Origin of the sequence: Bacteroides sp. 11BF (assembly GCF_019633765.1) — a bacterium.
Classification (GTDB): Bacteria; Bacteroidota; Bacteroidia; order Bacteroidales; family Bacteroidaceae; genus Bacteroides; species Bacteroides hominis.
In genome coordinates this window covers 39479-64791 of record NZ_JAFKPJ010000004.1, presented here as the reverse complement: position 1 = coordinate 64791, position 25313 = coordinate 39479, and the positions used below count along the sequence as shown (strand labels likewise).

Genomic DNA, 25313 nt, shown 5'->3' with positions numbered 1-25313 from the left:
CAACAAATCATACTAATTTTTTAATAAACTAATGAACAGACTCAAACTTTACTTACTGGCGCTGACTGCGTTGGTCGTTTGTTCCGCAAAGGCGGACGAGGGCATGTGGTTACTGCAACTGATGCAGGAACAACACTCTATCGATATGATGAAAAAACAGGGACTGAAACTTGAAGCCCAAGACCTGTATAATCCGAACGGAGTTTCACTGAAAGATGCTGTAGGTATCTTCGGTGGGGGATGTACCGGAGAAATCATTTCACCGGAAGGATTGATATTAACTAATCACCACTGCGGATACGCTTCTATCCAACAACATAGTTCTGTTGAACACGATTATCTGACAGATGGCTTTTGGGCAACCTCAAGAGACAAAGAACTGCCTACACCGGGGTTAAAGTTTACATTTATCGAACGTATAGAAGACATCACTAATATTGTAAATGCCAAAATCGCCGCAAAAGAAATCACCGAGACAGAATCATTCAGCAGTGCTTTTCTCAATAAACTGGCCAAGGAATTGTTCGAAAAGAGTGATCTGAAAGGAAAAAAAGGAATCGTTCCGCAAGCATTGCCTTTCTATGCCGGAAACAAATTCTACATGTTTTATAAGAAAGTATATCCGGATGTACGCATGGTTGCCGCCCCGCCTTCATCAATCGGCAAATTCGGCGGAGAAACCGACAACTGGATGTGGCCACGCCATACCGGTGACTTCTCAATGTTCAGAATCTACGCCGATGCCAACGGAGAACCGGCAGAATACAATGCTTCCAATGTACCCTTGAAAACTAAAAAGCACCTGAACATTTCTATCAAAGGGCTGAAAGAGGGAGATTATGCAATGATTATGGGATTCCCGGGAAGTACCAGCCGTTACCTCACTGTATCGGAAGTGAAAGAGCGTATGGAAGCAAGCAATGCTCCCCGTATCCGCATCCGCGGCACCCGTCAGGACGTACTGAAAGAAGCCATGAATGCCAGCGACAAAGTACGTATTCAATATGCCAACAAATATGCAGGTTCCAGCAATTATTGGAAAAATTCTATCGGTATGAACAAAGCCATTATCGATAATAATGTTTTAGGCACGAAAGCAGACCAGGAAGCAAAATTTGCACAATTCGCCAAAGAAAAAAATAACACTGACTATATGCAGGTAGTATCTAAGATCAATGAAGCCGTATCAAAAACCTCTCCGATCAAATATCAGCAAACCTGCCTGACCGAAACATTCTTCGGCGGTATTGAATTTGGCAGTCCTTATCTGGTGATGGATAAACTGAAAGAAGCGTTGGAGCAGAAAAACGACTCTAATATTCAGGCTAACATCACGGTATTAAAAGAGGTGTTTGACAACATCCATAATAAAGATTACGACCACGAAGTAGATCGTAAAGTAGCCAAAGCTTTGCTACCACTTTATGCAGAGATGGTTCCTGCCGGACAGCGTCCCGCTATCTACGAGGTGATTGAAAAAGAATATAAAGGAGACTACAATGCATACGTGGATGCAATGTATAATACTTCAATTTTAGCAAATCAGTCTAATTTTGATAAGTTTATCAAAAAGCCAACTGTAAAGGCAATCGAAAAAGATATAGCCACACAATACTCACGTGCTAAATTTGATAAGTATACCGACCTGGCTGCACAGATGGGCAAACTGCCGGAAGAACTGGCTTTATTACATAAAACATATATCCGTGGACTGGGTGAAATGAAATTGCCTACACCATCTTATCCCGATGCAAATTTCACAATCCGACTGACTTACGGAAATGTGAAGCCATATAGCCCCAAAGACGGTGTATATTATAAATATTACACAACAACCGATGGAATCCTTGAAAAAGAGAACCCGGAAGACCGTGAGTTCGTGGTCCCGGCCAAACTGAAAGAGCTGATTGAGAAAAAGGACTTCGGACGCTACGCATTACCGAATGGTGAAATGCCTGTTTGCTTCCTGTCTACTAACGATATTACCGGTGGTAACTCCGGAAGTCCGGTACTGAATGAAAATGGAGAACTGATTGGTTGTGCGTTTGATGGTAACTGGGAATCACTGAGTGGCGACATCAATTTCGATAACAACCTGCAACGCTGTATCAATCTGGATATTCGCTATGTACTATTTATTCTTGAAAAACTGGGAGGATGCGGACATTTGATTAACGAAATGACGATTGTTGAATAATGATGAAAAAGCAATTATTATCTACTACGTTCGCACTGATGGCACTGACCATCAGTGCCGACGAAGGAATGTGGATGCTTACTGACCTGAAAGCGCAGAATGAAGCTGCTATGATGGACCTTGGATTACAAATCCCCATTGAAGAGGTTTACAATCCGGACGGAATAGCTTTAAAAGATGCTGTTGTGCATTTTGGAGGCGGATGTACCGGTGAAATTATCTCAGCAGAAGGATTGGTACTGACCAACCACCATTGCGGATATGGGGCGATCCAGCAACACAGCAGTGTAGATCATGACTATCTAACAGACGGATTCTGGGCAATGAGCCGAAACGAAGAGTTACCATGCAAAGGACTGACAGTAACCTTTATCGACCGTATTCTCGACGTAACGGACTATGTAAATGAACAGCTCAAAAAAGATGATGATCCTAACGGAGTCAATTATTTGTCTCCCAAATATCTGGCAACGGTTGCCGACCGTTTCGTAAAGGCGGAAAAAATCCAAATCACACCGGCAACACGCCTGGAACTAAAGCCGTTTTATGGCGGTAACAAGTACTATCTGTTTGTAAAGACCGTCTACAGTGACATCCGCATGGTAGGTGCTCCTCCCTCCTCTATTGGCAAATTCGGAGCTGACACAGATAACTGGATGTGGCCGCGTCACACAGGAGACTTCTCTTTATTCCGCATTTACGCAGACCCAAGTGGCCAGCCGGCAGAATATTCTAAAGACAACGTGCCCCTACAAGTAAAAAAACACCTGACAATTAGTTTGGCAGGAGTAAAAGAGGGTGACTTCACCTTCGTTATGGGATTTCCCGGACGTAACTGGCGCTACATGATTGCCGACGAAGTAAAAGAACGGATGCAAACCACTAACTTCATGCGCCATCATGTACGCGAAGCAAGACAAGCTGTACTGATGGAACAAATGCTGAAAGATCCTGCGGTGCGCATACATTACGCAAGCAAATATGCCTCTTCAGCTAATTACTGGAAAAATGCCATTGGCATGAACGAAGGGCTTGTTCGCCTGAAAGTGTTGGATACCAAAGAAAAGCAACAAGAACAGTTATTGGCAATGGGACGTGAGAAGAAAGATGATTCTTACCAGAAGGCCTTCGACGAAATACGTTCGATTGTAGCTCACCGCCATGATGCGATGTATCATCAACAGGCTATTAACGAAGCATTGGTAACTGCACTTGATTTTATGAAAATCCCTTCAACCGACGGATTGAAAAAAGCGCTTGAAAGTAAAAATGCTTCAAAAATTAAAGAAGAAACCGATAAACTGAAAATTGCAGCAGATAAATATTTTGCATCTGTCCCTTTCCCGGAAGTAGAACAAATCGTAGGCAAAAAAATGCTCGAAACCTATGCCGGATATATTCCGGAAGATCAACAGATCGGTATTTTCAAAGTAATAAACAGCCGTTTCAAAGGAGATAAGAATGCCTTTATCGATGCTTGCTTCAAGTATTCAATCTTCGGGTCGAAAGAAAACTTCGACAAGTTTATCGCTCGTCCTACTCTGAACAAACTCGATAAGGACTGGATGGTTCTCTTCAAATACTCCATCACAGACGGATTACTGCAAACAGCTCTCGCAATGAAAGATGCCAATAAAAACTATGATGCCGCCCACAAAGTATGGGTGAAAGGTATGATGGACATGCGCCAGGCCGCCGGCACACCTATCTATCCGGATGCAAACTCGACTCTCAGATTGACTTATGGTCAGATATTGCCGTACGAACCTGCTGACGGAACAGTATACAACTACTATACGACTCTGAAAGGTGTGATGCAGAAAGAAGATCCTGGCAATTGGGAGTTTGTAGTACCCACCAAACTGAAACAACTATATCAGGCGAAAGACTTCGGACGCTACGCTATGAAAAACGGAGAAATGCCAGTATGTTTCATTGTCAATACAGACAACACAGGAGGAAACTCCGGAAGTCCGGTATTCAATGGAAAAGGTCAACTGATTGGTACCGGATTCGACCGTAATTATGAAGGTTTGACAGGAGATATTGCTTTCCGTCCTTCTTCACAACGTGCAGCAGTGGTTGACATTCGCTATACTCTATTTATTATTGATAAATATGCAGGCGCTTCACATATCATCAAAGAACTCGATATTGTGGAATAATATAAAAAGAGAGTGCACTTCACTTAAAGTGTACTCTCTTTCTTTAAAATATCAATGAAAGTATTTCTCAATAAAATTCTTCACTCCCACTGATTACCTGATAGCTTCAGACAAAATCTTCTACCAAATACATCTCTTCAACCATATCTTCCATGGTTTGTTCCAGATTTATTACTGCTTCTTCAGGTGAATCACCATACGCATTACACTGCATACTTACAGTAAGCCAGGCATAATAACCTCCATCGGATGTACGTTCAAGCACATAATCAGTTTTATTCAATTTCATATCGGAAAATAATTAGTTAATGTAGGTACAGTAATGACCGACTGCTGGTCGATAAGTCGTTCGAGTTCTCCTATAATCTGCCGCTCACTACTACGGGCCCAACGAATAAACTCTTTGTTGGGAACATACGTCCCGGCAAAACGTAGCAACGACTCCAAATCAAAAGATTCGCCAATAATTCCGGCACCGGACCGGTAAGCATCATAGGCATTGCAATCCTGTTCGATATGGGCAGGTACCATCAGCACAGGTTTTCCCAAATACATTGCCTCACAAATAGATTCAAAACCGGCCGTACTGGCATATGCTCTGCAACCGGCCATTCGGTTGAGGAATTTCACATCATCAATCTGATGGAAACTTAGGGTAGCATCTACCTTGATTACCTCGTCAACATCCTGTTTATCCCAGAAAAAATGCATAGGTACTTCAGGATGTAAGACATGAAAGGCTTCTACACTATCTGCAAAACCGGAATTAACCATATATCCGTGAATATAATTGCCTTGTTCCGGTTGGATGGCAGTCACTTCCCTACGAAGCAGAGGAGGAACGACGGTTATACCTTCTGCCCGGTCCGGATTCATCTTATGGAAAGAAAGCGCTAACCGCCTATTGGCACGCAGACTCGTCAAACGTGTAAAAAAGCGAAGTATGGAAAGTTGGATCATAGATTTCCGTGGAAACTCAAAGTTTTTATGCAAGAACAGATATTGATGCCCGACGCAGACATAAGGAACAGAGGGACGGAAGAGTGCGTAGGTAAGTCCAGTCAGAAGTTCGTAGAAGTTGATCACGACTTCCGCCCCTGTTTCCTTAATACGCTGATCGATATAACACATGCTGCGAAAGTATTCCGGTGTACGTATCAGGTTATAAACAAAACTCTTTTTCAGATTAGCCCGCTTATTTTCAGTGGTAGGCAAAAAATTCGGACTGGTGAAGCGCTTTACGGGTGCCTGAATACTTCGGTTAAAGAAACCGGGTAAAGTACGTGATGAACTTTTCCCGACAAGTACTTCCACTACTTCGTGTCCATTACGCAACAACATATCTTCCAGAGTAATGGCTTGGGTAAAATGTCCCCTCCCCTCTCCTTGAACGATAAACAAAAATTTCATGATGCTTTAGTTATTGGTGTAGTTTTTTTCTCTTTGTTATTATTTTCTTTCAATAGTTCACTATCAAAATAACGGATAGTCCAGTTTCCTTCTTCATCTTCTGTCAAAGCCGAAAGTGTTTCTACCCAGTCACCCGAATTAAGATAATGAATACCATCACAATAAGTATTGGCAGGGTGATGAATATGCCCGCATATCACCCCATCACACCTTTTAACTTTTGCCAGTCCTACAAGCTCTTTTTCAAAATCAGAAATATAAGAAACAGCGGTCTTCACTTTATTCTTGATAGATTGAGAAAGAGAATAATAAGGCTTACCCTGCTTCATTCTGCGGGCGTTATAAACTTTATTCAACCACAACAGAAAAGTATATCCAGTGTCTCCCAGTTTCGCCAACCACTTCATTTGGGTGGTCACTGTATCGAAAATATCTCCATGGGTCACATAATAACGTTTGCCATGACTCTCATAGATGCAGTCTTTCACAATTTGGACATTATAAAAGTTCAAAGGTGCCAGATTATCCAGAAAGTCATCATGATTGCCACGAACATAAATCACCTGTGTTCCGAAATTCTCCATCATTTTCATAATCACTTTAAAGAAGTCCGTATGTTTAGCTTTCCATTTTCCCAAACCGCTTTTCTGTAAATGCCATCCATCGATGATATCACCATTCAGGATCAGGCGGTCACAATTAATCGATTTCAAAAAGTGAGTAACCTCTTCTGTTTTAGAATGCTGTGTTCCCAGATGAATATCCGAAAGAACTACTGTGGGATAATACGTGCGTAAATGCATAACTTTTTGTTTTTTCGTTACGCAAAGATCCTGTTTTCAGATTACAGGAGGATGAATGCAAGGTTACTATATGATGAACAAAATCGGGGTTTCTCTGTTATTATAATAAAACAAATAGCTATATTTGCCCTGTCTAAACGAGGGCTTATATTTACCAAAAGAAAGGAAAAAATTATGGAAAAATTCGAAGATTTGATACAGTCACAAAGTCCCGTTTTAGTAGATTTTTTTGCAGAATGGTGTGGACCTTGCAAAGCAATGAAACCGATTCTTGAAGATTTGAAACAACAGATAGGAGAAAAAGCCCGCATTGTAAAAATAGATGTGGATACCCATGAGGACTTGGCGGTAAAATACAGAATCCAGGCAGTGCCTACTTTCATCCTTTTCAAAACGGGAGAAGCAGTCTGGAGACATTCCGGTATGATCCAAGGTAGCGAACTGAAAGGAGTTATTGAACAATACACAATAAAAGACAAAGAATGAAGAAAGTATTATCATTAGTAGCTTTGGCCATGATCAGCACCATTATGTTTGCTGTAAACGATGGAGCCAAGACAAATCAAAACAAAAAGGAAGCAAAAAGCGGTGAAGTCATTGTGATGAATAAAGAGATGTTTATCAACGATGTGTTTGATTACCAAAACTCAAAAGAGTGGAAATACAAAGGTGATAAACCAGCTATCATCGACTTATATGCCGATTGGTGTGGTCCTTGCCGCATGACAGCCCCTATCATGAAATCGCTCGCTAAAGAGTATGACGGGAAGATCGTGATATATAAAGTGAATGTAGATAAAGAAAAAGAATTGGCTGCCCTGTTCAATGCAACAAGCATTCCTCTTTTTGTATTTATTCCCATGGAAGGCGAACCTCAATTGTTCCGTGGAGCAGCAGATAAAGCCACTTATAAAAAAGCAATAGACGAATTTTTGCTGAAACAGAAATAAAGTTTTAATAAAAAACATGATAAAAGGGTATGGTGTCGTCTTTGGCAAACCATACCCTTTTATCAATTACTTAAAGTATCCAACCGGATGATTCATCATCGGAATCTGACCATCTTTCAATTTCAAGGCACTTCTGAGCCGGGTTGTATCCATTGTTGCGCGTGGAACCGTAGCCAGTCGCGCTGCGGAACAAAATAATGAAATATTCTGAGAAACAATCCCTGCATCCATAGCTCCTGTCATTTGAGTGCGATTATTTTTCACATCTCCCAATTTTGATAAATCACTGACCAGTACCAATGATAGCGGAGCACTATTGACAAAAGCCTGTCCCCCTGCAACTGCCGAACGATAATCGCCCTCAGAAATCAAGTTAAGCTTATGTCCTTTAGCATCATACAAATAAGTACCTTGCGGAAGGACTACGTAGATATCGACATCTTGACGATTCATGGCCGACGGAGCAGTGCGCTTGCCCTCTGCCGGACGACTAATTCCATTGGCGGCCCACAACAGGTCGGATAAATCGGTGTTGCTCAGAGCTTGGGAAGCATATTCACGGACAGAATGGCGTTCGGATAACGCTTTCATTAACTGTCCGCTACGATTTATGTTGGGCTTGGGCAGCTGAATCACCTGATCGGCAGCATAAATTGTCATTGACAAAAGAAGAAAGCACACTAAAGACTGTAGTTTTTTCATAATCCTTTTCCTTTTAAGTGAAATACAAATATAAAAAAATCATCAGTTAACGGCCCCATTTCAAAAGAAAGTTTAACAAAAAAGGCCTGTATCCGTATAGATACAAGCCTTTTTCTATAATCATCTATATGATTTATTTCTTACCGAAATAACGGTTATAAAGTCCTTCAAAACCTTTACCGTGACGAGCTTCGTCTTTACACATTTCGTGCACTGTATCATGGATAGCATCCAAATTCAAAGCTTTAGCACGTGTAGCAATGCGCTTTTTATCTTCGCAAGCACCGGCTTCAGCATTCATTCTCTTTTCAAGGTTTGTCTTAGTATCCCATACGCAATCTCCCAGCAGTTCGGCAAACTTAGAAGCATGCTCAGCTTCTTCCCAAGCGTAACGTTTGAAAGCCTCAGCTACTTCAGGATAACCTTCACGGTCAGCCTGACGGCTCATAGCCAGATACATACCAACTTCAGTACATTCGCCCATGAAGTGATTGTTCAAGTCTTTGATCATTTCTTCGTCACAACCCTTAGCCACACCGATTACGTGCTCGTCAACAAAAGTGAGTGCACCACCTTCTTCTTCAACAACTTCTACGAATTTGCTTGCAGGAGCTTTACACAAAGGACATTTCTCAGGAGCTGCGTCACCTTCATAAACATAACCGCAGACAGTACATCTAAACTTTTTCATTTCGTCTTAATTTTAAATTAATTAGTCAATACGTATATCATTTAAACAATTCTTACAAATACCTTTATAATAGTAATGCATTTCACTTACTTCATGTCCATTCATTTGAAGCCCTTCTACTTGTTTCATTTCAACCTGGCACTTCAAATCATAAATACGTCCGCAACGCTTACACAAAAAATGAGCGTGTTGTGAAGTATCTCCGTCAAAATTGGTATTCCGTTCGTCGATAGTAAGCATTTGTGCCGCTCCCTGTTCCGAAAACAGTCTAAGAGTATTATAAACCGTTGTCTTCGAAAGTGTTGGCATAGAGGGAGATAATGCAGTGTATATTTCATCAGCCGACGGATGTGTCCTATGTTCCATCAAATAGTTCATGATAGCAATACGCTGCATGGACGGTTTGATGTTATGCTCTAATAATCGGTTGTATGATTCCATCTTCTTCCTCTTTTACAAAATTGTATTCATTACAATTTTAAATCTGATGCAAAGATAAAGAGTTCTTTTATTTTCGCAAACAAAATACGGATATTTTTTTGATAAAATAGAAAAACGGCATACAAAATGACTTTTGCATGCCGTTTCTTATGACAATAATATGTACGTATTAAACTCCTTTGGGGTTTTCACCATATTGGTTGCTGCCCGGCTGTCCATCCTGGATAGTCAGGAAGAGATACCAAAGGCTACCGATTACCGGCACAAAAGTGATAAACAACCACCATCCACTTTTACCAATATCGTGCATACGACGTACGCTAACAGCAATCATTGGCAGGAGCATAGCCAGATAATAAAGCCCTACAAATACACAAACTGTACCTAAAATGCCATCAATAATACCTGCAACAATAGCGAAAATAGCCATAAACAAGACAAACATCCAGTATTCACGTCTCCTGGCTCTTCCGTCAAAGTCTTTCCACTTCTTCAAAACATCAATGTACTCTTTCATTTTTCTAATTCTTTTAATAGTTAATAATTGTTGGTATTTTGTGTTTATTTCAATAAACTGCTGCAAATATAATAACTACTATTTGTATTTTTTATATTTTCTGCGTTTATTTTTAGCAAAAAAATAAAAGGGGAAGATTGTTTCTTCCCCTATAGTACAGTGTAAAAGCCCTGTATAAGCCAATCTACAATCCTCTGTTCCGTAACAAAGGTTCTATACCTGGTTCCTTTCCGCGAAAGTTCTTATACATATTCATAGCATCGTCAATTCCTCCCGGAGTGAGAATATAGCGACGGAATCTGGATGCTACTTCCTGATTAAAAAGATCTCCAGTCTCCCTATAGGCTTCAAAAGCATCACTATCAAGCACTTCAGCCCAAATATAGCTATAATAACCAGCCGTATATCCACTATTCATAATATGGTTAAAATAAGTAGTACGATAACGGGGAGGTATCTGATTCGGCAACCCTCGTTCTTTAAGTACAGTTGTTTCAAATTTAACGATATCCATATCTCCGGGAATTTCTTTGAGCACATGATAATCCATATCAAGCAAAGAAGCAGCAAGATATTCGGTCGTAGCAAATCCTTGTCCATACTTGCCACTCTTATCAAGTTTTTCAATCAAAGCAGAAGGAATCACCTCACCGGTCTGGTAATGTTTTGCATATACCTTCAGTACTTCCGGCTCAAATACCCAATGTTCCATAACTTGGGACGGTAGCTCTACAAAATCGCGCGGCACTCCGGATACTCCATAAAAACGTACATCTTTAAACAAATTGTGCAATGCATGCCCAAACTCGTGGAATAAAGTGCTGGCTTCATCTGCACTGAGCAAAGCAGGCTGACCCGAAGAGGGTTTGGTGAAGTTGCACACAATTGTTACTACCGGTGCCAAACGTTTGCCGTCACGATAGGTTTGAGAGCGGTAAGTCCCGCACCATGCACCTGCTCGCTTGCTTGAACGGGGAAAGAAATCCATATAAAGCACCCCCAGATGACTACCGTCCTTATCTTTGCACTCGAAAGCCTGTGCTTCTTCATGCGGTTTTGGTATGTCATTTATTTCGGAAAAAGTGATACCATAAAGTTTATTAGCCACATAGAAGGCGCCGTCACGAACATTATTCAATTCAAGATAGGGACGTATTTCATTTTCGTCCAGACTGAACTTTGCTTTCTTTGCTTTCTCAAAATAGTAGCGCCAGTCCCATCCTTCAGGGGTGAAGTTAGCTCCTTCTTTTTTAATTTCAGCCTGAATGTCAGCTAACTCTTCCTTAGCTTTCGCAACTGCAGGAGTCCAGATCTGATTCAGTAAACGATACACATTCTCCTCGTTCTTCGCCATACGGTCTTCCAAAACATAAGAAGCATAATCGGCATATCCCATCAGTTTAGCTTTCTCCAGACGTAAAGTAACCAATTTCTTCACAATTTCATTATTGTCTGTCTCGTTACCATTATTGCCACGATTGATGTATCCCTTAAATATCTTTTCACGCAACTCACGATTATCTGCATATTGCAAAAAAGGCATCACACTCGGATTGTGTAAAGTAAAAAGCCACTCTCCTTCCAGCCCCTCTGACTTAGCTGCTTCGGCTGCAGATGCCACGAGACTTTCCGGCAATCCGGCAAGGTCCTCTTCCTTATCTATAACCAACCGGAAGGCATTGGTTTCTTTCAGCAGATTCTGCCCAAAAGTCAACTGCAACATTGAAATCTCGCTATTCAACTGGCGCAACTTTGCCTGGTCAACAGAATCGAGATTAGCACCTCCACGAACAAATTTCTTGTAAGTCTCTTCCAGTAATTTATTCTGTTCTTTATCTAAACCCAATTGCTCGCGTCGTTCATAAACCTCTTTCACACGAGCAAACAGAGCAGGGTTCAGACTAATATCATCACGGTGTGCCGAAAGCAATGGGGTAAGCTCTTTGTTTAGGGCCTGCATTTCATCGTTCGTATTACAACTGTTCAACCCATAAAATACTGTATTCACCTTATTTAACAACTCTCCACTCTGATCGAATGCAGCAATAGTATTATCAAAATCCGGAACCGAACGTTGATTTACAATAGCATCGATTTCTTTTTTCTGCTCTTCCATCCCTTTCAGGAAAGCCTCTTTGTAATGCTCTACTTTGATCCGGTCGAACGGTGGAACACCAAAAGGAGTTGAATACTCAGCCAGAAAAGGGTTTCCGGCATCGGTGGCTGCTTTCTGTGCACTTGTGCCGCAAGCAGTCATCACGGCAGCCATTCCGGCAGCCATAAGCATCTTCTTCATGTTTTTGTGCGATTTAATATTATAATGTATCAATTCAAATTTGACAAAAATACAAAGATTCGATTAAAATGCCTACTTTTGCCGGTAGAAATGATAAACCCTGATAGAAAATGAACTACGGATTCGTAAAAGTTGCGGCGGCTGTTCCCCGCGTAAAGGTTGCAGATTGCAAATTTAATTCAGAAAGACTGGAGGGTCTTATTGCCATTGCCGAAGGCAAAGGGGTGCAGATCCTTACTTTTCCCGAAATGTGTATTACCGGATATACCTGCGGAGATTTGTTCGCCCAGCAACTTCTGCTTGAACAAGCAGAAATGGCGTTAATGCAGATTCTGAACAATACCCGCCAGTTGGACATCATTTCTATATTGGGTATGCCGGTAGTAGTCAATTCCACGATTATCAATGCCGCAGTCGCTATCCAAAAAGGCAAAATACTGGGAGTAGTACCTAAAACCTATCTACCTAATTATAAAGAGTTTTATGAACAGCGTTGGTTTACATCTGCCTTGCAGGTCTCGGAAACCAGTGTACGTTTGTGTGGACAAATTGTTCCGATGGGCAACAACCTGTTGTTTGAAACAGCAGAAACAACTTTTGGAATAGAAATATGCGAAGACCTTTGGTCTACGGTTCCTCCAAGTTCTTCACTGGCGCTGCAAGGGGCTGAAATCATTTTTAATCTTTCTGCCGACGATGAAGGGATCGGCAAGCATAGCTATCTTTGTTCTCTGATCAGCCAGCAATCCGCACGGTGCCTCTCCGGTTATGTTTTTTCATCCAGTGGTTTCGGCGAATCAACGACGGATGTGGTTTTTGCAGGAAACGGACTCATATACGAAAACGGTGGCCTGCTTGCACGAAGTGAACGGTTCTGCCTGGAAGAACAATTAGTTATCAGCGAAATAGATGTAGAATGTATCCGTGCCGAACGCCGTATTAATACAACTTTTGCTGCCAACAAAGCCAATTGCCCAGGTAAAGAAGCAATCAGAGTCTCTACGGAATATACCAACAGTAAAGATCTGAATCTTACCCGTACATTCAACCCACACCCTTTTGTTCCACAAGGAGCTGAACTCAACAATCGTTGCGAAGAAATCTTCTCCATACAGGTCGCCGGACTGGCACAACGCTTAGTACACACAGGAGCCAAAACAGCTGTAGTGGGAATTTCCGGAGGGCTCGACTCTACACTGGCATTATTAGTATGCGTCAAAACATTCGACAAGCTGGGATTATCCCGTAAAGACATTTTAGGTATAACCATGCCAGGGTTCGGAACGACCGACCGCACTTACCATAACGCCATCGCTTTGATGAACTCGTTGGGGATTTCGATTCGCGAAATCAGTATTAGGGAAGCATGTATCCAGCACTTCAAGGACATCGGACATGACCTCAACGTACATGATGTAACATACGAAAACTCACAAGCGCGCGAACGCACGCAAATCCTGATGGATGTAGCCAACCAAATCTGTGGATTAGTAATCGGGACGGGTGACCTCTCTGAACTTGCATTGGGATGGGCCACATACAACGGTGACCACATGTCGATGTATGGCGTCAATGCAAGCATACCCAAGACACTGGTACAACATCTTGTACAATGGGTAGCTGAAAATGAAGTTGACGGGGAATCTAAAATAACCCTGCTGGACATTGTAGACACTCCTATCAGTCCTGAACTGATACCGGCAGATGAGAATGGAGAAATCAAACAAAAAACGGAAGATCTGGTAGGTCCTTATGAACTCCACGACTTTTTCCTGTACTATTTTCTGCGATTCGGCTTCCGCCCGTCGAAAATATACTTTCTGGCACAAACCGTATTTAACGGAATATACGATGCTGAAACCATCAAAAAATGGCTGCAAACCTTTTTCCGCCGGTTCTTCAATCAACAATTCAAACGTTCGTGTCTGCCCGATGGTCCAAAGGTAGGAAGTGTCTCCATCAGTCCGAGAGGTGACTGGCGTATGCCAAGCGATGCCAGTTCGGCTGCATGGCTGAAAGAAGTATCCGAATTGTAACAATGACGATACCTCTTTTTAATATGATGTCGCGACCTTTGCAACGTCATATTAAAAAGAGGTAAAGTTATGAAAAGACAATTTATTTTAGCATTTGTACTATTTGTATCCAGTATTGCCCTGAACGCTGCAAATTCAGTGCCGGATGATGACAAATCCGACAACAAGAATAAAGCGGAAGTAAGCTCAGTCGTAAAAACAACATGGGAGTTCTACTCTGCCATTAAACAGCCATCGGCAGAAGCACTGGCCAATGTAACTAATTACAAATTCGGACAAGAAGCCGGTTATCTCTATAACCAGTTCATGAATATCTATGTGGTAAGGGAAGAAGTAGTTCCGGGTGATCCTACCCGTCGTACCGTCATTCGGAAACCTACTATCTACAATGCCGTACGTTCTATCGAAAAACAACTGAACAGAGAACTCAAAAGTAACAAAATGGGGCAGGAACAAGTAACTGCCGAATTTACAAATGTACTCAAAATAGCCATCTCTGCTTTCGACTCTGAAACCGAATCATTCGAAGACGCTTTACAACAAAATCGCAAAAATGCAGCCGCCCTTCTTTCCGTTTTCCAAAACGTAAAACTAACCGATATTTAAACTTTTTCAATAGGTAAACTTATACTTGTAGCAAGCCTCGGACAATGGTAAATCTCTTGTCCCAGCATCTGCTATGCCCAAACACTAAATTAGTACATAACTTATGAACAGTAAATTTTATCTGTTTCTTTGTTGTATGTTTTTGTGCACATCACTTGCTTTTGCACAGACAATCAAAGTAACAGGAACAGTAACAGACAAAATGGGACCGGTAATCGGTGCCACAATCATGGTAAAAAACTCAACGAACGGTACGGTCACCGACATAGACGGACGTTACCGTCTCGAGGCCTCCATAGGTGATATCCTGACTTTCTCTTTCGTCGGATACAATACGGTAGAAAAAGAAGTGAAAAGCAATAATCCTATGATCAACGTTGAACTGACAGACGATGTACAGGCTATAGATGAAGTAGTAGTAACTGCTATCGGTATCAAACAACAAAAGAAAAAGATCGGTTACACCACCCAGCAAATCAACAGTGACGTATTGAATGCAACTCCCAGCCTGAATGTCGGTTCTGCACTTTCCGGGCAAGTAGCCGGCTTATTGGTAGCCAATCCGACCGGTATTTTTCAGGCACCAAGTTTCAAATTACGCGGTAATACTCCCTTGATTGTATTAGACGGTGTTCCGGTAGAAACGGACTTTTTCGATATATCGAGTGAAAACATCGAAAGTGTCAACGTGTTGAAAGGTACAGCAGCTTCGGCGTTATATGGTTCACGCGGAAAAAACGGAGCTATCTTAATTACCAGCAAAACAGCCAAGAAAGAAGGGTTGGAAATCAACTTCTCCACCAACAATATGATTACTGCCGGTTTTGCCGTACTACCCGAAACACAGCATCAATATGGTAGTGGTTCGAACGGCAAATACGAATTTTGGGACGGTGCCGACGGTGGTATCTCAGATGGTGATATGACATGGGGTCCCAAACTAAACGTCGGGACCAAAGTAGCCCAATGGAACAGCCCCATCCGAGACAAAGTGACCGGGAAAGAAATTCCTTGGTGGGGAGATGTGAAAGGGACTCAATATGATGACAAATCACGCTACGAACGAGTTCCTATCGACTGGGTATCTCATGATAACCTGAAAGACTTCCTGCAAACAGGATTAGTAACCAACAACAACATCTCTATCGCCTATAAAGGAGAGAAAGCACGCTACTTTGTAACCGGACAGTATGCTTATCAAAAAGGACAGGTACCCTCTACACAAATGCACAGCGGAGGGGTCAACTTCAACTCCACTTTCGATCTTGCTCAAAACCTGCAACTTGACGCCAATCTGGCGTATAACAAGGTGGTTTCTCCAAGCTATCCACGCTATGGATACGGACCTAAAAACCATATGTACACCATTGTTGTATGGATGGGAGACGATGTGAACGGTAAAGAACTCCGTAAACATAAATATGTTCCGGGACAGGAGGGATATCGCCAGGCCAGCTATAACTACGCATGGTACAACAACCCTTATTTTGCCGCCGAAGAGCTTCAGCAGTCGGAAAACCGTGATGTAGTGAACGGTCAGCTACGTCTCAATTATCAACTCCTGCCCAACCTGAACATTCAGGGACGCGCAGCCTTACGTCAGAAGACAATTCTACAGGAAATGAAAGTTCCCAAAACTTACATGAACTATGGTGACTCACGTGAAGGCGACTACAAAGTCTGGAATGACCACCAGACCAATGTGGATGCTGATGTACTGGCTACCTATACACAAGACCTTACTCCCGATATTCTTTTTACACTGAATGCGGGTAGCTCTGTATTTTACCGAAATTACCGTCAAGAGTACCAGTCTACCGACGGTTTGATCGTTCCTTTCGTATACAGTATCAAAAACACCCAAGGACCATCCATTACCGATGCCAACCGGAACGAGAAATCCATCCGCAGTATTTATGGCTCTGTCAACCTCGACCTTTATAAATATGCTTACCTGACCCTGACGGGACGTAATGACTGGTCATCCACTCTCGCAAAAGGCAGCAATTCTTACTTTTATCCTTCCGTAGCAATCAGTACAATGGTGTCTGAATATGTCAAACTACCTACACTCATGGATTATCTTAAAATGTATGGCTCATGGGCAGTCGTTTCTACCGACTTGTCTCCATACCAGATTATATCTACCTACACTAAAGATACCAACTATGGTTCAAACCCATCTATCTCCTATCCCTCGTCTCTGGTGAACTATTACATCAAACCCCAGAAAACGACCTCTTGGGAAGCAGGTTTATCAACTTCTTTTTTCCGGAACCGTCTCTCCTTCGACCTGACATATTATCACACGATTGACGAGAACCAGATCATCGACCTGAACATATCGAATGCTTCGGGTTTCACCAGCCGTAAAGTGAACGGTAATCAATATACCACTAACGGATGGGAAATCATGGCAAACGTACAGGCAATCCAAAATAGAGATTTCCAATGGGAATTTGCCCTGAACTGGAGCAAAAGCGTAAAGAAGCTGACAGAAATATATGGTGGACAAAAAAAATTCGGTGACTTGAAAGTAGGCGACCGTGCCGACGCATTCTACGGTTCACAATGGCAAAAAAGTGCTGATGGAGAACTGATTCTCGATGAAAATGGCATGCCGACCAAAGATGCCTACAAGCAATATCTGGGACATCTGGACCCCAACTTCCGCATGGGTATGCAAAATACGTTCCGTTATAAAGACTTCACCCTGTCTGTCGATCTGGATGGTGCGTACAAAGGAGTTATCTATTCCGTACTGAGCGAAAAGTTATGGTGGGGTGGTAAACATCCGGAGTCTGTTGAATACAGAGATGCACAATACGCAGCCGGACATCCGGTATATGTGCCCAACGGTGTAGTGGTAACCGGAGGTGAACTGAAACGTGACATTGACGGAAATGTCATCTCGGATACTCGTACATACAGACGTAATACAACAGCCGTCGATTGGCAGCAATGGTGTCAGAATTACCCTTATCAGGCTTATGTGTCATCCAAAGAGAATGCGAAGTTTGCCAATGTATTCGACCGTAGTTACATTAAATTGCGCCGGGTAGCCCTGACCTACAACTTCACTAAATTACTTTCAAAACAAAGTCCCGTGAAAGGACTGACTGCCACAGTCTTCGGCAACAATCTTGCTGTATGGAAGAAAGTTCCTTTCGTCGATCCTGACTATACGGGAGACAGCAATGACGGAGGGGCCAACGATCCTACTGCACGCTATATCGGTATGGGAGTCAACATAAAATTCTAAACATGTTATGAAACCAATAAGAATTTATAAAATGAAAAATATATTATTATTTATGGCATCCATATGGATGTGCGTATCCTGCGGAAACCTGGAAAAGATGAATATAGATCCGGACAACGCCACTCAAACCCATCCCAAACTTTTGCTGACACAAATCAGTATGAATGCATTCAAAAGAGGAACCGACGGAATGTATGCCACTAAAAAAGTGATTCAAACTGACGGGGAAAGTGCCGACCAATACTACAAATGGACACGGGGAAGCTTTGGCTACTACGATAACCTGAGAAATGTACAAAAAATGGGTGAAGAAGCCGAACGTGTGAACGCTCCGGTATATACGGCGCTTACCAAATTCTTCCGTGCCTATTACTTCTACGAACTGACCTTACGCTTTGGGGACATTCCTTACAGCCAAGCCTTAAAAGGAGAAAAAGAAGAGATCTATACTCCTGAATACGATACTCAGGAAGATGTTTTCACAGGCATCCTTCAAGAGCTGAAAGAGGCAGATGAAATACTGGCAAATGACGCCTCTGTAATTGATGGTGATATTATTTACAATGGTAATGGCAATCAATGGAGAAAGCTGATCAACTCTTTCCGGTTGAAAGTACTGATGACTCTTTCGAACCATACGACTGTGGGGAATCTTAATATTCCCTCCGAATTCAAGGCCATTGCAACAGGCAGCCCACTAATGGAAAGCCTGACCGACAACGGGCAGCTGGTTTATCTGGATCAACAAGGGAATCGATACCCCCAGTTTAACGCACAATGGTCTGGCTATTACATGGATGATACTTTTATCCAACGAATGCGTGAACGTCGGGATCCACGGCTTTTTATCTTCAGCGCACAAACCAATAAAGGAAAGACTGAAGGAAAGGCCATCGACGATTTCAGCTCTTACGAAGGAGGTGACCCGGCAGCTCCTTACAGTGATGCTATCATTAAAGTAAGTGAAGGAACCATATCACCTATCAATGACCGTTTCCGCACAGACCCTATTGTAGAACCAACCATGTTAATGGGGTATGCAGAACTGCAACAGATTCTCGCCGAAGCTGTCGTACGAGGATGGATCAATGGCAATGCGCAAACATATTATGAGAATGGTATCCGTGCCTCTTTCTCCTTTTATGAAACACATGCCAAAGCCTACGCCTCTTATCTCAATGCCGATGCGGTCAACCGATACTTACAGGAACCTTTGGTCGCCTTCGGCAAAGCTGCCAACGTAGACGAACAGATAGAGCGCATCATTATGCAAAAGTACCTTGTAACCTTCTATCAAGGCAACTGGGATTCTTTCTACGAACAATTGCGCACCGGTTACCCGGACTTCCGCCGGCCTGCCGGAACAGAGATCCCCAAACGTTGGATGTATCCGCAAGGTGAGTACGACAACAATGGAGCTAACGTAGAAGCGGCCATCACACGGCAGTTTGGTACAGGAAATGATAAAATCAATCAAACCACCTGGTGGCAAAAAAAAGACTAACCCAAATTCAAAAAAGTTATAACAATGAAAAAAATAATTCTAAGCAGTGCACTGCTACTGGCAAGCTTATGCGGACAGGCACAACAGGCTCCAGAAAAAATAAACTTCAATAAGAACGGAGAATTCAAGATTGCACAGTTTACCGATATGCACCTGGGACACGACCAGGAAAAAAACATGATTGTAGCAGACATGATAAAAGAAGTACTTGACTCTGAAAAGCCGGATCTTGTGGTTTTCACAGGAGACATTACCACGATGGACGAGGTCAGCCAGGCATGGGAAGCCATAGCCGGCGAACTCGCCACTCGCCGGCTCCCCTGGACTGCCGTCTTGGGTAACCACGATGATGAATATGCAGTAAAACGGGATGAGATTATACGTATCATCCAGCAACAACCTTATTGTATGATAAAAAACATCGCTGAAGGTATTAAGGGAGAAGGTAATCACATTATCCCAATCTATGGTTCGGCAGATAACAAAAAAGTAGCTGCACTGCTCTACTGTCTGGACACGAATGCCTACTCAAAACTCAAAACAGTGAAAGGATATGATTGGATCGGACAATCACAAATCAACTGGTATACCCATGAAAGCCAAAAGTATACCGAGCAGAACGGAGGACAACCTCTGCCCGCATTAGCTTTCCTCCATATTCCATTGCCGGAATATACTCAGGCATGGGAGTCATTTGATACCAAACGATACGGCGACCGCAACGAGAAAGAATGCAGCCCAAACATAAATAGCGGAATGTTTACCCAGATGCTGGAATGCGGTGATGTGATGGGAATTTTTGCCGGTCATGACCATGTGAACGACTACATCGCTACACTTTATAATATCGCTTTGGGGTACGGACGCGCTTCGGGCGGTAAAAACACTTATGGTGACAAAACACCCGGCAGCCGTATGATCGTTCTTAAAGAAGGTAAACGGGAATTCGACACTTGGCTTCGTGAGAAAGAAAATACGGAAAAGCTAAATGTCTGCACCTATCCGGACTCGTTCGTGAAAAAGAAATAGAGATCCTTCTTTTTCAGCTTACACAAAACGTTCTATAAGGAAAGTTACAGAGTTATTCATAAATCCCCCTTTTATAATAAACGTGCATTTATTACAAAAGGGGGATTTATAATTAAAAAAGCAAAGATAATCCTTGATTCTTTACAGTACCCCTTTACTGGATGGCAATTCAAAATGATAAATATCCCGTTTCAATGCCATTTTCAGTGCACGGGCCAAAGCTTTGAAAATGCCTTCTATCTTATGATGTTCATTCTGTCCCTCGGCTTTGACATTCAAATTCATCTTGGCAGCATCGCTCAACGACTTAAAAAAGTGTAGAAACATCTCAGTGGGCATCTCTCCTATTTTTTCACGTTTGAATTCGGCATCCCATACTAACCAAGGACGACCTCCGAAATCAAGGCATACCTGGCAAAGACAATCATCCATGGGTAAAGCATAGCCATAACGTTCAATTCCACGTTTACTGCCCAGCGCCTGATAAATACAATCGCCCAAAGCTATGGCCGTATCCTCTATGGTATGATGCTCGTCTACCTCCAGATCACCCTTCACCCGAATGCTCAGATCCATGCCAGAGTGCTTACCGATCTGCTCAAGCATGTGGTCGAAAAAGCCCAATCCGGTAGAAATTTCACAGGCACCATTACCATCCAAGTTGAGAGCTACCCAAATATCCGTTTCCTTTGTCGTACGATGCACTTCTGCTTTTCGTTCTCCTGCAAAAAGAAATTCAGTTATCCGATCCCAGTCTGTAGTAGCAAGGACACAGTAGGATTCTAACCCCTTTTCTTTCAATAAGTCAGTGTTCTCCTGAAGATAGATAGCACGGCAACCTAAATTTTTGGCAAGTTCGACATCTGTCGGACGGTCACCTATGACAAAACTGCCTTCCAGATCATATTCCGGATTAGAAATGTATTTAGTCAGCATACCGGTACGCGGCTTCCTCGTAGGTGCATGATCTGCCGGCATACTACGGTCTATCAATATATCATCGAACGTAATACCTTCTCCCTCTAAAGTTTTCAGCATCAGATTGTGGGCCGGCCAGAATGTCTCCTCCGGAAAAGAAGAAGTACCCAGTCCATCCTGGTTAGTCACCATAACAAACTCAAAGTCGAGTTTACTATGGATAAAGCCCAGATTACGAAAGACTTTAGGATAAAACTCAAGCTTCTCCAAAGAATCGAGTTGATAGTCGATGGGAGGTTCGATGACAAGGGTGCCATCACGGTCTATAAACAGTACTTTTTTTTTCATTTTTCCTATTGATATTTTTTCAGTGCTCCAATCAGTCTGGCATTCTCAGCCCGTGTACCTACAGTTACGCGAAGGCAATTACCACACAATGAAATGGAATTTCTGTTACGTACAATAATTCCCTCTCCCACCAGATAGTTATAAATCTTCACCGCATCGGTTACACGCGCCAGGAAAAAATTCGCATTCGACGGAAACACCTGTAACACGCAAGGCAGCTCAATAAAAGCTTCTTCCAGATATCCCCTCTCCTCTTTCAACGTTTTTACCCAACGTTCTATCTCGTAATATTTGTGAAGCATCTCTATAGCTTGCTGCTGGGTCAACTGATTCACATTATACGGATATTTAATTTTGTTCAGGATTGCGATAATCCCTTCGGAAGCAAAGGCCATTCCCAAACGAATGGCTGCGCACCCAAATGCCTTGGAAAAGGTCTGTAAAACAACCAGATTCGGATATTTATCCAACTCGGATAAGAATGACGGTTGGTCAGAGAAGTCATTGTAAGCTTCATCCAAAATAACCAATCCTTCGAATCCGCCAATGACCTTTACTATCTCAGAACGAAGCAGATCGTTTCCCGTGGGATTATTAGGAGAACAAATAAAAATCATCTTTGTCCGTTCATCCGCCGCCGCCAACAACTCTTCAGCCGAAAACTGGAAATCATCGTGGAGTAACACTTTGCGATATTCCACATCATTGACATCGGCACAAACCTGATACATGCCGTATGTAGGATCAATGGCTACTACGTTATCTTCACCCGGTTCACAGAAAGCACGGAATACCAGGTCGATAGCTTCATCACTGCCATTCCCGAGAAATATATGGGCGGGAGGTACTTTTTTGATTTTGGATAACTCCGATTTCAGATCCCGCTGCATCGGATCGGGATAACGATTGTGCGGTAAGTTATAGGGATTCTCGTTAGCATCCAAAAAGACGGATGCAGCCGCTCCGTTATATTCGTCACGAGCCGAAGAATAAGGTTTTAGCCTCCAGATATTCGACCGGGTTAATTCTTGCAATGTTCTCATTTTCTTATCTCCTTTAATCTAACGGTTACTGCATTTTTGTGTGCATCCAAATGTTCATTTGCAGCCATTACTTCGATAGCCGGACCAATAGCAGCCATTCCATCAGGAAGTATCTCCTGAAAGGTAATTTTACGGATGAAACTGTCGAGACTTACCCCACTATAAGCTTTGGCATAACCATTCGTTGGCAGGGTATGATTAGTTCCCGAAGCATAATCACCTGCACTTTCGGGAGAGAAGGCTCCCAAGAATACAGAACCGGCATTAATGATCCGTCCGGATACTTCCATGTAATTCTTAGTCTCAATAATCAGATGTTCTGGCGCATAAGCATTAGTCAATTCCAGCGCCTCATCCATATCCTTCACTAATATCAACTTACTGTTGGCCAAAGATTTCTCGGCAATGTCGCGACGGTTCAGATAGCCCAACTGTCGCTCAACTTCATATACGACTTCCGTTTGCAATTTTTCAGACGTCGTAATCAACACAGCCTGACTATCCACTCCATGTTCCGCCTGAGACAGAAGATCAGCGGCAACAAACACTGGATTAGCAGATTCGTCAGCCAGCACTTCTACTTCTGAAGGTCCGGCCGGCATATCAATGGCTACATCCCTCAAGCTGACAAGTTGTTTGGCTGCTGTAACATACTGGTTTCCCGGACCAAATATCTTATAAACCTTAGGAATACTCTCTGTTCCGTATGCCATGGAAGCAATGGCCTGTACTCCACCCGCCTTAAATATTTTGCTGACTCCGGCCAGATGGGCAGCAAAAAGGATTGCCGGATGCACTTTCCCATTTTTGTCAGGTGGTGTGCAAAGTACGATCTCTTTGCAGCCGGCAATCTTGGCAGGAATTGCAAGCATAAGCACGGTAGAGAATAAAGGGGCCGTTCCTCCGGGGATATATAAGCCGACCTTTTCAATGGCTACTGCCTTCTGCCAACAAGTAACCCCTTCCATAGTATCTACCTTTTTTCCCTCAAAACGCTGTGCAGCATGGAAAGCTTCAATATTGCGTTTAGCCAGATAAATGGCAGCTTTCAATTCTATAGGAACCTCTTTTTCAGCTTCTTCAATCTCTTCGAGTGTAACGGCCAGTGAAGTGAGTTCGGCTTTATCAAACATAGCTTCATACTCCATCACCGTCCGGTCTCCACCAACTCTTACACGATTAATAATATCACGTACAGTATCAAAAAGGCTTTCTGTGTTGAGTACGGGCCGCTTCAGAATTTCATCCCACTGCGATCTATCGGGGTATTTAATCAGTTTCATTATTTTTCTAATTAAAAGTTCAACAAACAGACTCGCCTAAATAATCATCTTTTCAATAGGCAATACTAAAATTCCCTCTGCTCCCAGTGCTTTCAGTTTACCTATAATCTCCCAAAATCGTTTTTCATCAAGTACTGTATGCACAGAGCACCAGCCTTCCTGTGCCAATGGCATTACGGTAGGACTCTTCATCCCCGGCAATACGGCAATAATATCGTCCAGCTTATCTTTAGGTGCATTCATCAATACATATTTTTTATCTTCGGCTGTTTTCACGGCATCCATACGGAAAAGCAATTCGTCCAATACCTCTTTCTTCTCTTTACTCATATTCTTATTGCCTATCAGCAGAGCTTCCGACTTCATCACAACCTCCACTTCTTTCAGACGATTGCTGACCAACGTAGAACCGGAACTGACAATATCAAAAATGGCATCCGCCAGTCCGATGCCTGGAGCAACCTCTACAGATCCGGTAATGACATGAACCTCGGCTTTAACTCCATTACTTTTCATGAAATTATCCAGAATTCCCGGATATGAAGTAGCAATTTTCTTTCCATTAAACCAACTTAGACCGGGATATTCAATATCTTTGGGCATAGCCAGAGATAAACGACATTTGCTGAATCCAAGACGCTTAATAATTTCTGCGTCTTCTTGTTTTTCTACGAATTCATTTTCTCCCACTATACCAAGATCAGCAACTCCCGTAGCCACAGATTGTGGAATATCGTCATCACGGAGGAAAAGCACCTCAATTGGAAAATTGGACGACTGTACGAGTAAAGTACGTTTAGTTGTGCTCAGTTTGATGTCTGATTCTTCAAGAAGGGCCATAGTTTCTTCAAAAAGGCGCCCCTTGGCTTGTACTGCGATTCTTAACATAATTACAATATCTTAATTTACAATTTAAATTCAATATCCGGAAAATAAAAAAGGCCCACCTTATCGGTAAGCCTCGTATTCTATCATATATATACACAATATCATCCTGCCCACCGAGTTATTCGATCGAGTAATGATGATGGCGATGTGTAATAGTAATGTTCATATCTTCATTCTTTATGCGACAAAAATAAACTATTAGTTCCGAATCACCAAACAATTAT

At 42.4% G+C, this 25313-nt stretch carries 21 protein-coding genes; 9 read left to right on the top strand and 12 right to left on the bottom strand.

Annotated features, from left to right (window positions below; translation table 11 throughout):
- Positions 1–31: 31 nt before the first annotated feature.
- Positions 32–2197, top strand: a complete 2166-nt coding sequence (locus JZY04_RS05195; protein ID WP_181996279.1) for a S46 family peptidase — start codon at positions 32–34, stop codon at positions 2195–2197.
- A 2-nt stretch (positions 2198–2199) separates the two neighbouring features.
- A complete protein-coding gene (locus tag JZY04_RS05190; RefSeq protein ID WP_122141811.1) occupies positions 2200–4362 on the top strand; it encodes a S46 family peptidase in 2163 nt (720 codons plus the stop codon).
- Between the two features lie 106 nt (positions 4363–4468).
- On the opposite strand, the gene JZY04_RS05185 is transcribed toward JZY04_RS05190, so the two are convergent.
- From JZY04_RS05185 to JZY04_RS05175, 3 genes are read right to left on the bottom strand one after another with little or no spacing between them, the layout of a single operon-like run.
- Entirely contained in the window at positions 4469–4651 is a 183-nt protein-coding gene (locus JZY04_RS05185) for a type II toxin-antitoxin system HicB family antitoxin (protein ID WP_005780291.1), read from the bottom strand.
- Positions 4648–5772 (bottom strand): glycosyltransferase family protein, encoded by a 1125-nt coding sequence (locus tag JZY04_RS05180; protein ID WP_005780293.1) that lies wholly within the window; start codon positions 5770–5772, stop codon positions 4648–4650. Before JZY04_RS05180 ends, JZY04_RS05185 begins: the two co-directional genes overlap by 4 nt.
- A complete protein-coding gene (locus JZY04_RS05175) occupies positions 5769–6575 on the bottom strand; it encodes a UDP-2,3-diacylglucosamine diphosphatase (RefSeq protein ID WP_005780295.1) in 807 nt (268 codons plus the stop codon). The genes JZY04_RS05180 and JZY04_RS05175 overlap by 4 nt, the downstream gene beginning before the upstream one ends.
- Before the next feature lie 174 nt (positions 6576–6749).
- Between JZY04_RS05175 and trxA the strand changes: the two genes are divergently transcribed.
- Together trxA and JZY04_RS05165 are read left to right on the top strand one after the other, a co-directional pair.
- Entirely contained in the window at positions 6750–7061 is a 312-nt protein-coding gene (gene trxA, locus JZY04_RS05170) for a thioredoxin (RefSeq protein WP_005807441.1), read from the top strand.
- Complete coding sequence (locus tag JZY04_RS05165; RefSeq protein ID WP_005780298.1) at positions 7058–7525, top strand: co-chaperone YbbN; 468 nt, start codon at positions 7058–7060, stop codon at positions 7523–7525. The genes trxA and JZY04_RS05165 overlap by 4 nt, the downstream gene beginning before the upstream one ends.
- A 66-nt stretch (positions 7526–7591) precedes the next feature.
- Here the strand turns inward: JZY04_RS05165 and JZY04_RS05160 are convergent, their stop codons facing one another.
- From JZY04_RS05160 to JZY04_RS05140, 5 genes are all read right to left on the bottom strand, one after another.
- Entirely contained in the window at positions 7592–8227 is a 636-nt protein-coding gene (locus JZY04_RS05160) for a SagB/ThcOx family dehydrogenase (protein WP_122141812.1), read from the bottom strand.
- Between the two features lie 133 nt (positions 8228–8360).
- Positions 8361–8918, bottom strand: a complete 558-nt coding sequence (locus JZY04_RS05155) for an NADH peroxidase (protein WP_005780311.1) — start codon at positions 8916–8918, stop codon at positions 8361–8363.
- A 21-nt stretch (positions 8919–8939) separates the two neighbouring features.
- Entirely contained in the window at positions 8940–9359 is a 420-nt protein-coding gene (locus JZY04_RS05150; protein ID WP_005780312.1) for a Fur family transcriptional regulator, read from the bottom strand.
- A gap of 169 nt (positions 9360–9528) precedes the next feature.
- Positions 9529–9876 carry a DUF805 domain-containing protein gene (locus JZY04_RS05145; protein ID WP_005780313.1) on the bottom strand — a complete coding sequence of 116 codons (348 nt, stop codon included), beginning with the start codon at positions 9874–9876 and terminating at the stop codon, positions 9529–9531.
- A 184-nt stretch (positions 9877–10060) separates the two neighbouring features.
- Positions 10061–12172 (bottom strand): M3 family metallopeptidase, encoded by a 2112-nt coding sequence (locus tag JZY04_RS05140; protein ID WP_122141813.1) that lies wholly within the window; start codon positions 12170–12172, stop codon positions 10061–10063.
- A gap of 110 nt (positions 12173–12282) precedes the next feature.
- Here JZY04_RS05140 and JZY04_RS05135 point away from each other — a divergent pair, with 110 nt between their 5' ends.
- The 5 genes from JZY04_RS05135 to JZY04_RS05115 all read left to right on the top strand — a co-directional run bounded on the left by JZY04_RS05135 (position 12283) and on the right by JZY04_RS05115 (position 20609).
- The gene (locus JZY04_RS05135) at positions 12283–14208 is read left to right on the top strand and encodes an NAD(+) synthase (protein WP_005780316.1); all 1926 of its coding nucleotides are present in this window, start codon (positions 12283–12285) and stop codon (positions 14206–14208) included.
- A gap of 69 nt (positions 14209–14277) precedes the next feature.
- Positions 14278–14814: a hypothetical protein gene (locus JZY04_RS05130; RefSeq protein WP_005780318.1), complete on the top strand. Its 537-nt coding sequence runs from the start codon at positions 14278–14280 to the stop codon at positions 14812–14814.
- Between the two features lie 103 nt (positions 14815–14917).
- A complete protein-coding gene (locus JZY04_RS05125) occupies positions 14918–18076 on the top strand; it encodes a SusC/RagA family TonB-linked outer membrane protein (RefSeq protein WP_122141814.1) in 3159 nt (1052 codons plus the stop codon).
- A 31-nt stretch (positions 18077–18107) separates the two neighbouring features.
- Positions 18108–19580 (top strand): SusD/RagB family nutrient-binding outer membrane lipoprotein, encoded by a 1473-nt coding sequence (locus JZY04_RS05120; RefSeq protein ID WP_122141815.1) that lies wholly within the window; start codon positions 18108–18110, stop codon positions 19578–19580.
- A gap of 24 nt (positions 19581–19604) precedes the next feature.
- The gene (locus JZY04_RS05115; RefSeq protein ID WP_122141816.1) at positions 19605–20609 is read left to right on the top strand and encodes a metallophosphoesterase family protein; all 1005 of its coding nucleotides are present in this window, start codon (positions 19605–19607) and stop codon (positions 20607–20609) included.
- Between the two features lie 141 nt (positions 20610–20750).
- Here JZY04_RS05115 and hisB read toward each other — a convergent pair whose 3' ends face one another.
- Genes hisB through hisG form a run of 4 tightly spaced genes read right to left on the bottom strand, consistent with a single transcriptional unit; the run spans position 20751 to position 25089 of the window.
- Positions 20751–21875: a bifunctional histidinol-phosphatase/imidazoleglycerol-phosphate dehydratase HisB gene (hisB, locus tag JZY04_RS05110; protein WP_005807455.1), complete on the bottom strand. Its 1125-nt coding sequence runs from the start codon at positions 21873–21875 to the stop codon at positions 20751–20753.
- 5 nt (positions 21876–21880) lie between these two features.
- Positions 21881–22918, bottom strand: a complete 1038-nt coding sequence (gene hisC / locus JZY04_RS05105; RefSeq protein WP_005780328.1) for a histidinol-phosphate transaminase — start codon at positions 22916–22918, stop codon at positions 21881–21883.
- The gene (hisD, locus tag JZY04_RS05100; RefSeq protein ID WP_032540763.1) at positions 22915–24201 is read right to left on the bottom strand and encodes a histidinol dehydrogenase; all 1287 of its coding nucleotides are present in this window, start codon (positions 24199–24201) and stop codon (positions 22915–22917) included. The genes hisC and hisD overlap by 4 nt, the downstream gene beginning before the upstream one ends.
- 36 nt (positions 24202–24237) lie before the next feature.
- Positions 24238–25089, bottom strand: coding sequence for an ATP phosphoribosyltransferase (gene hisG, locus JZY04_RS05095; protein ID WP_005807457.1), 852 nt, complete (start codon positions 25087–25089; stop codon positions 24238–24240).
- Positions 25090–25313: the final 224 nt, after the last annotated feature.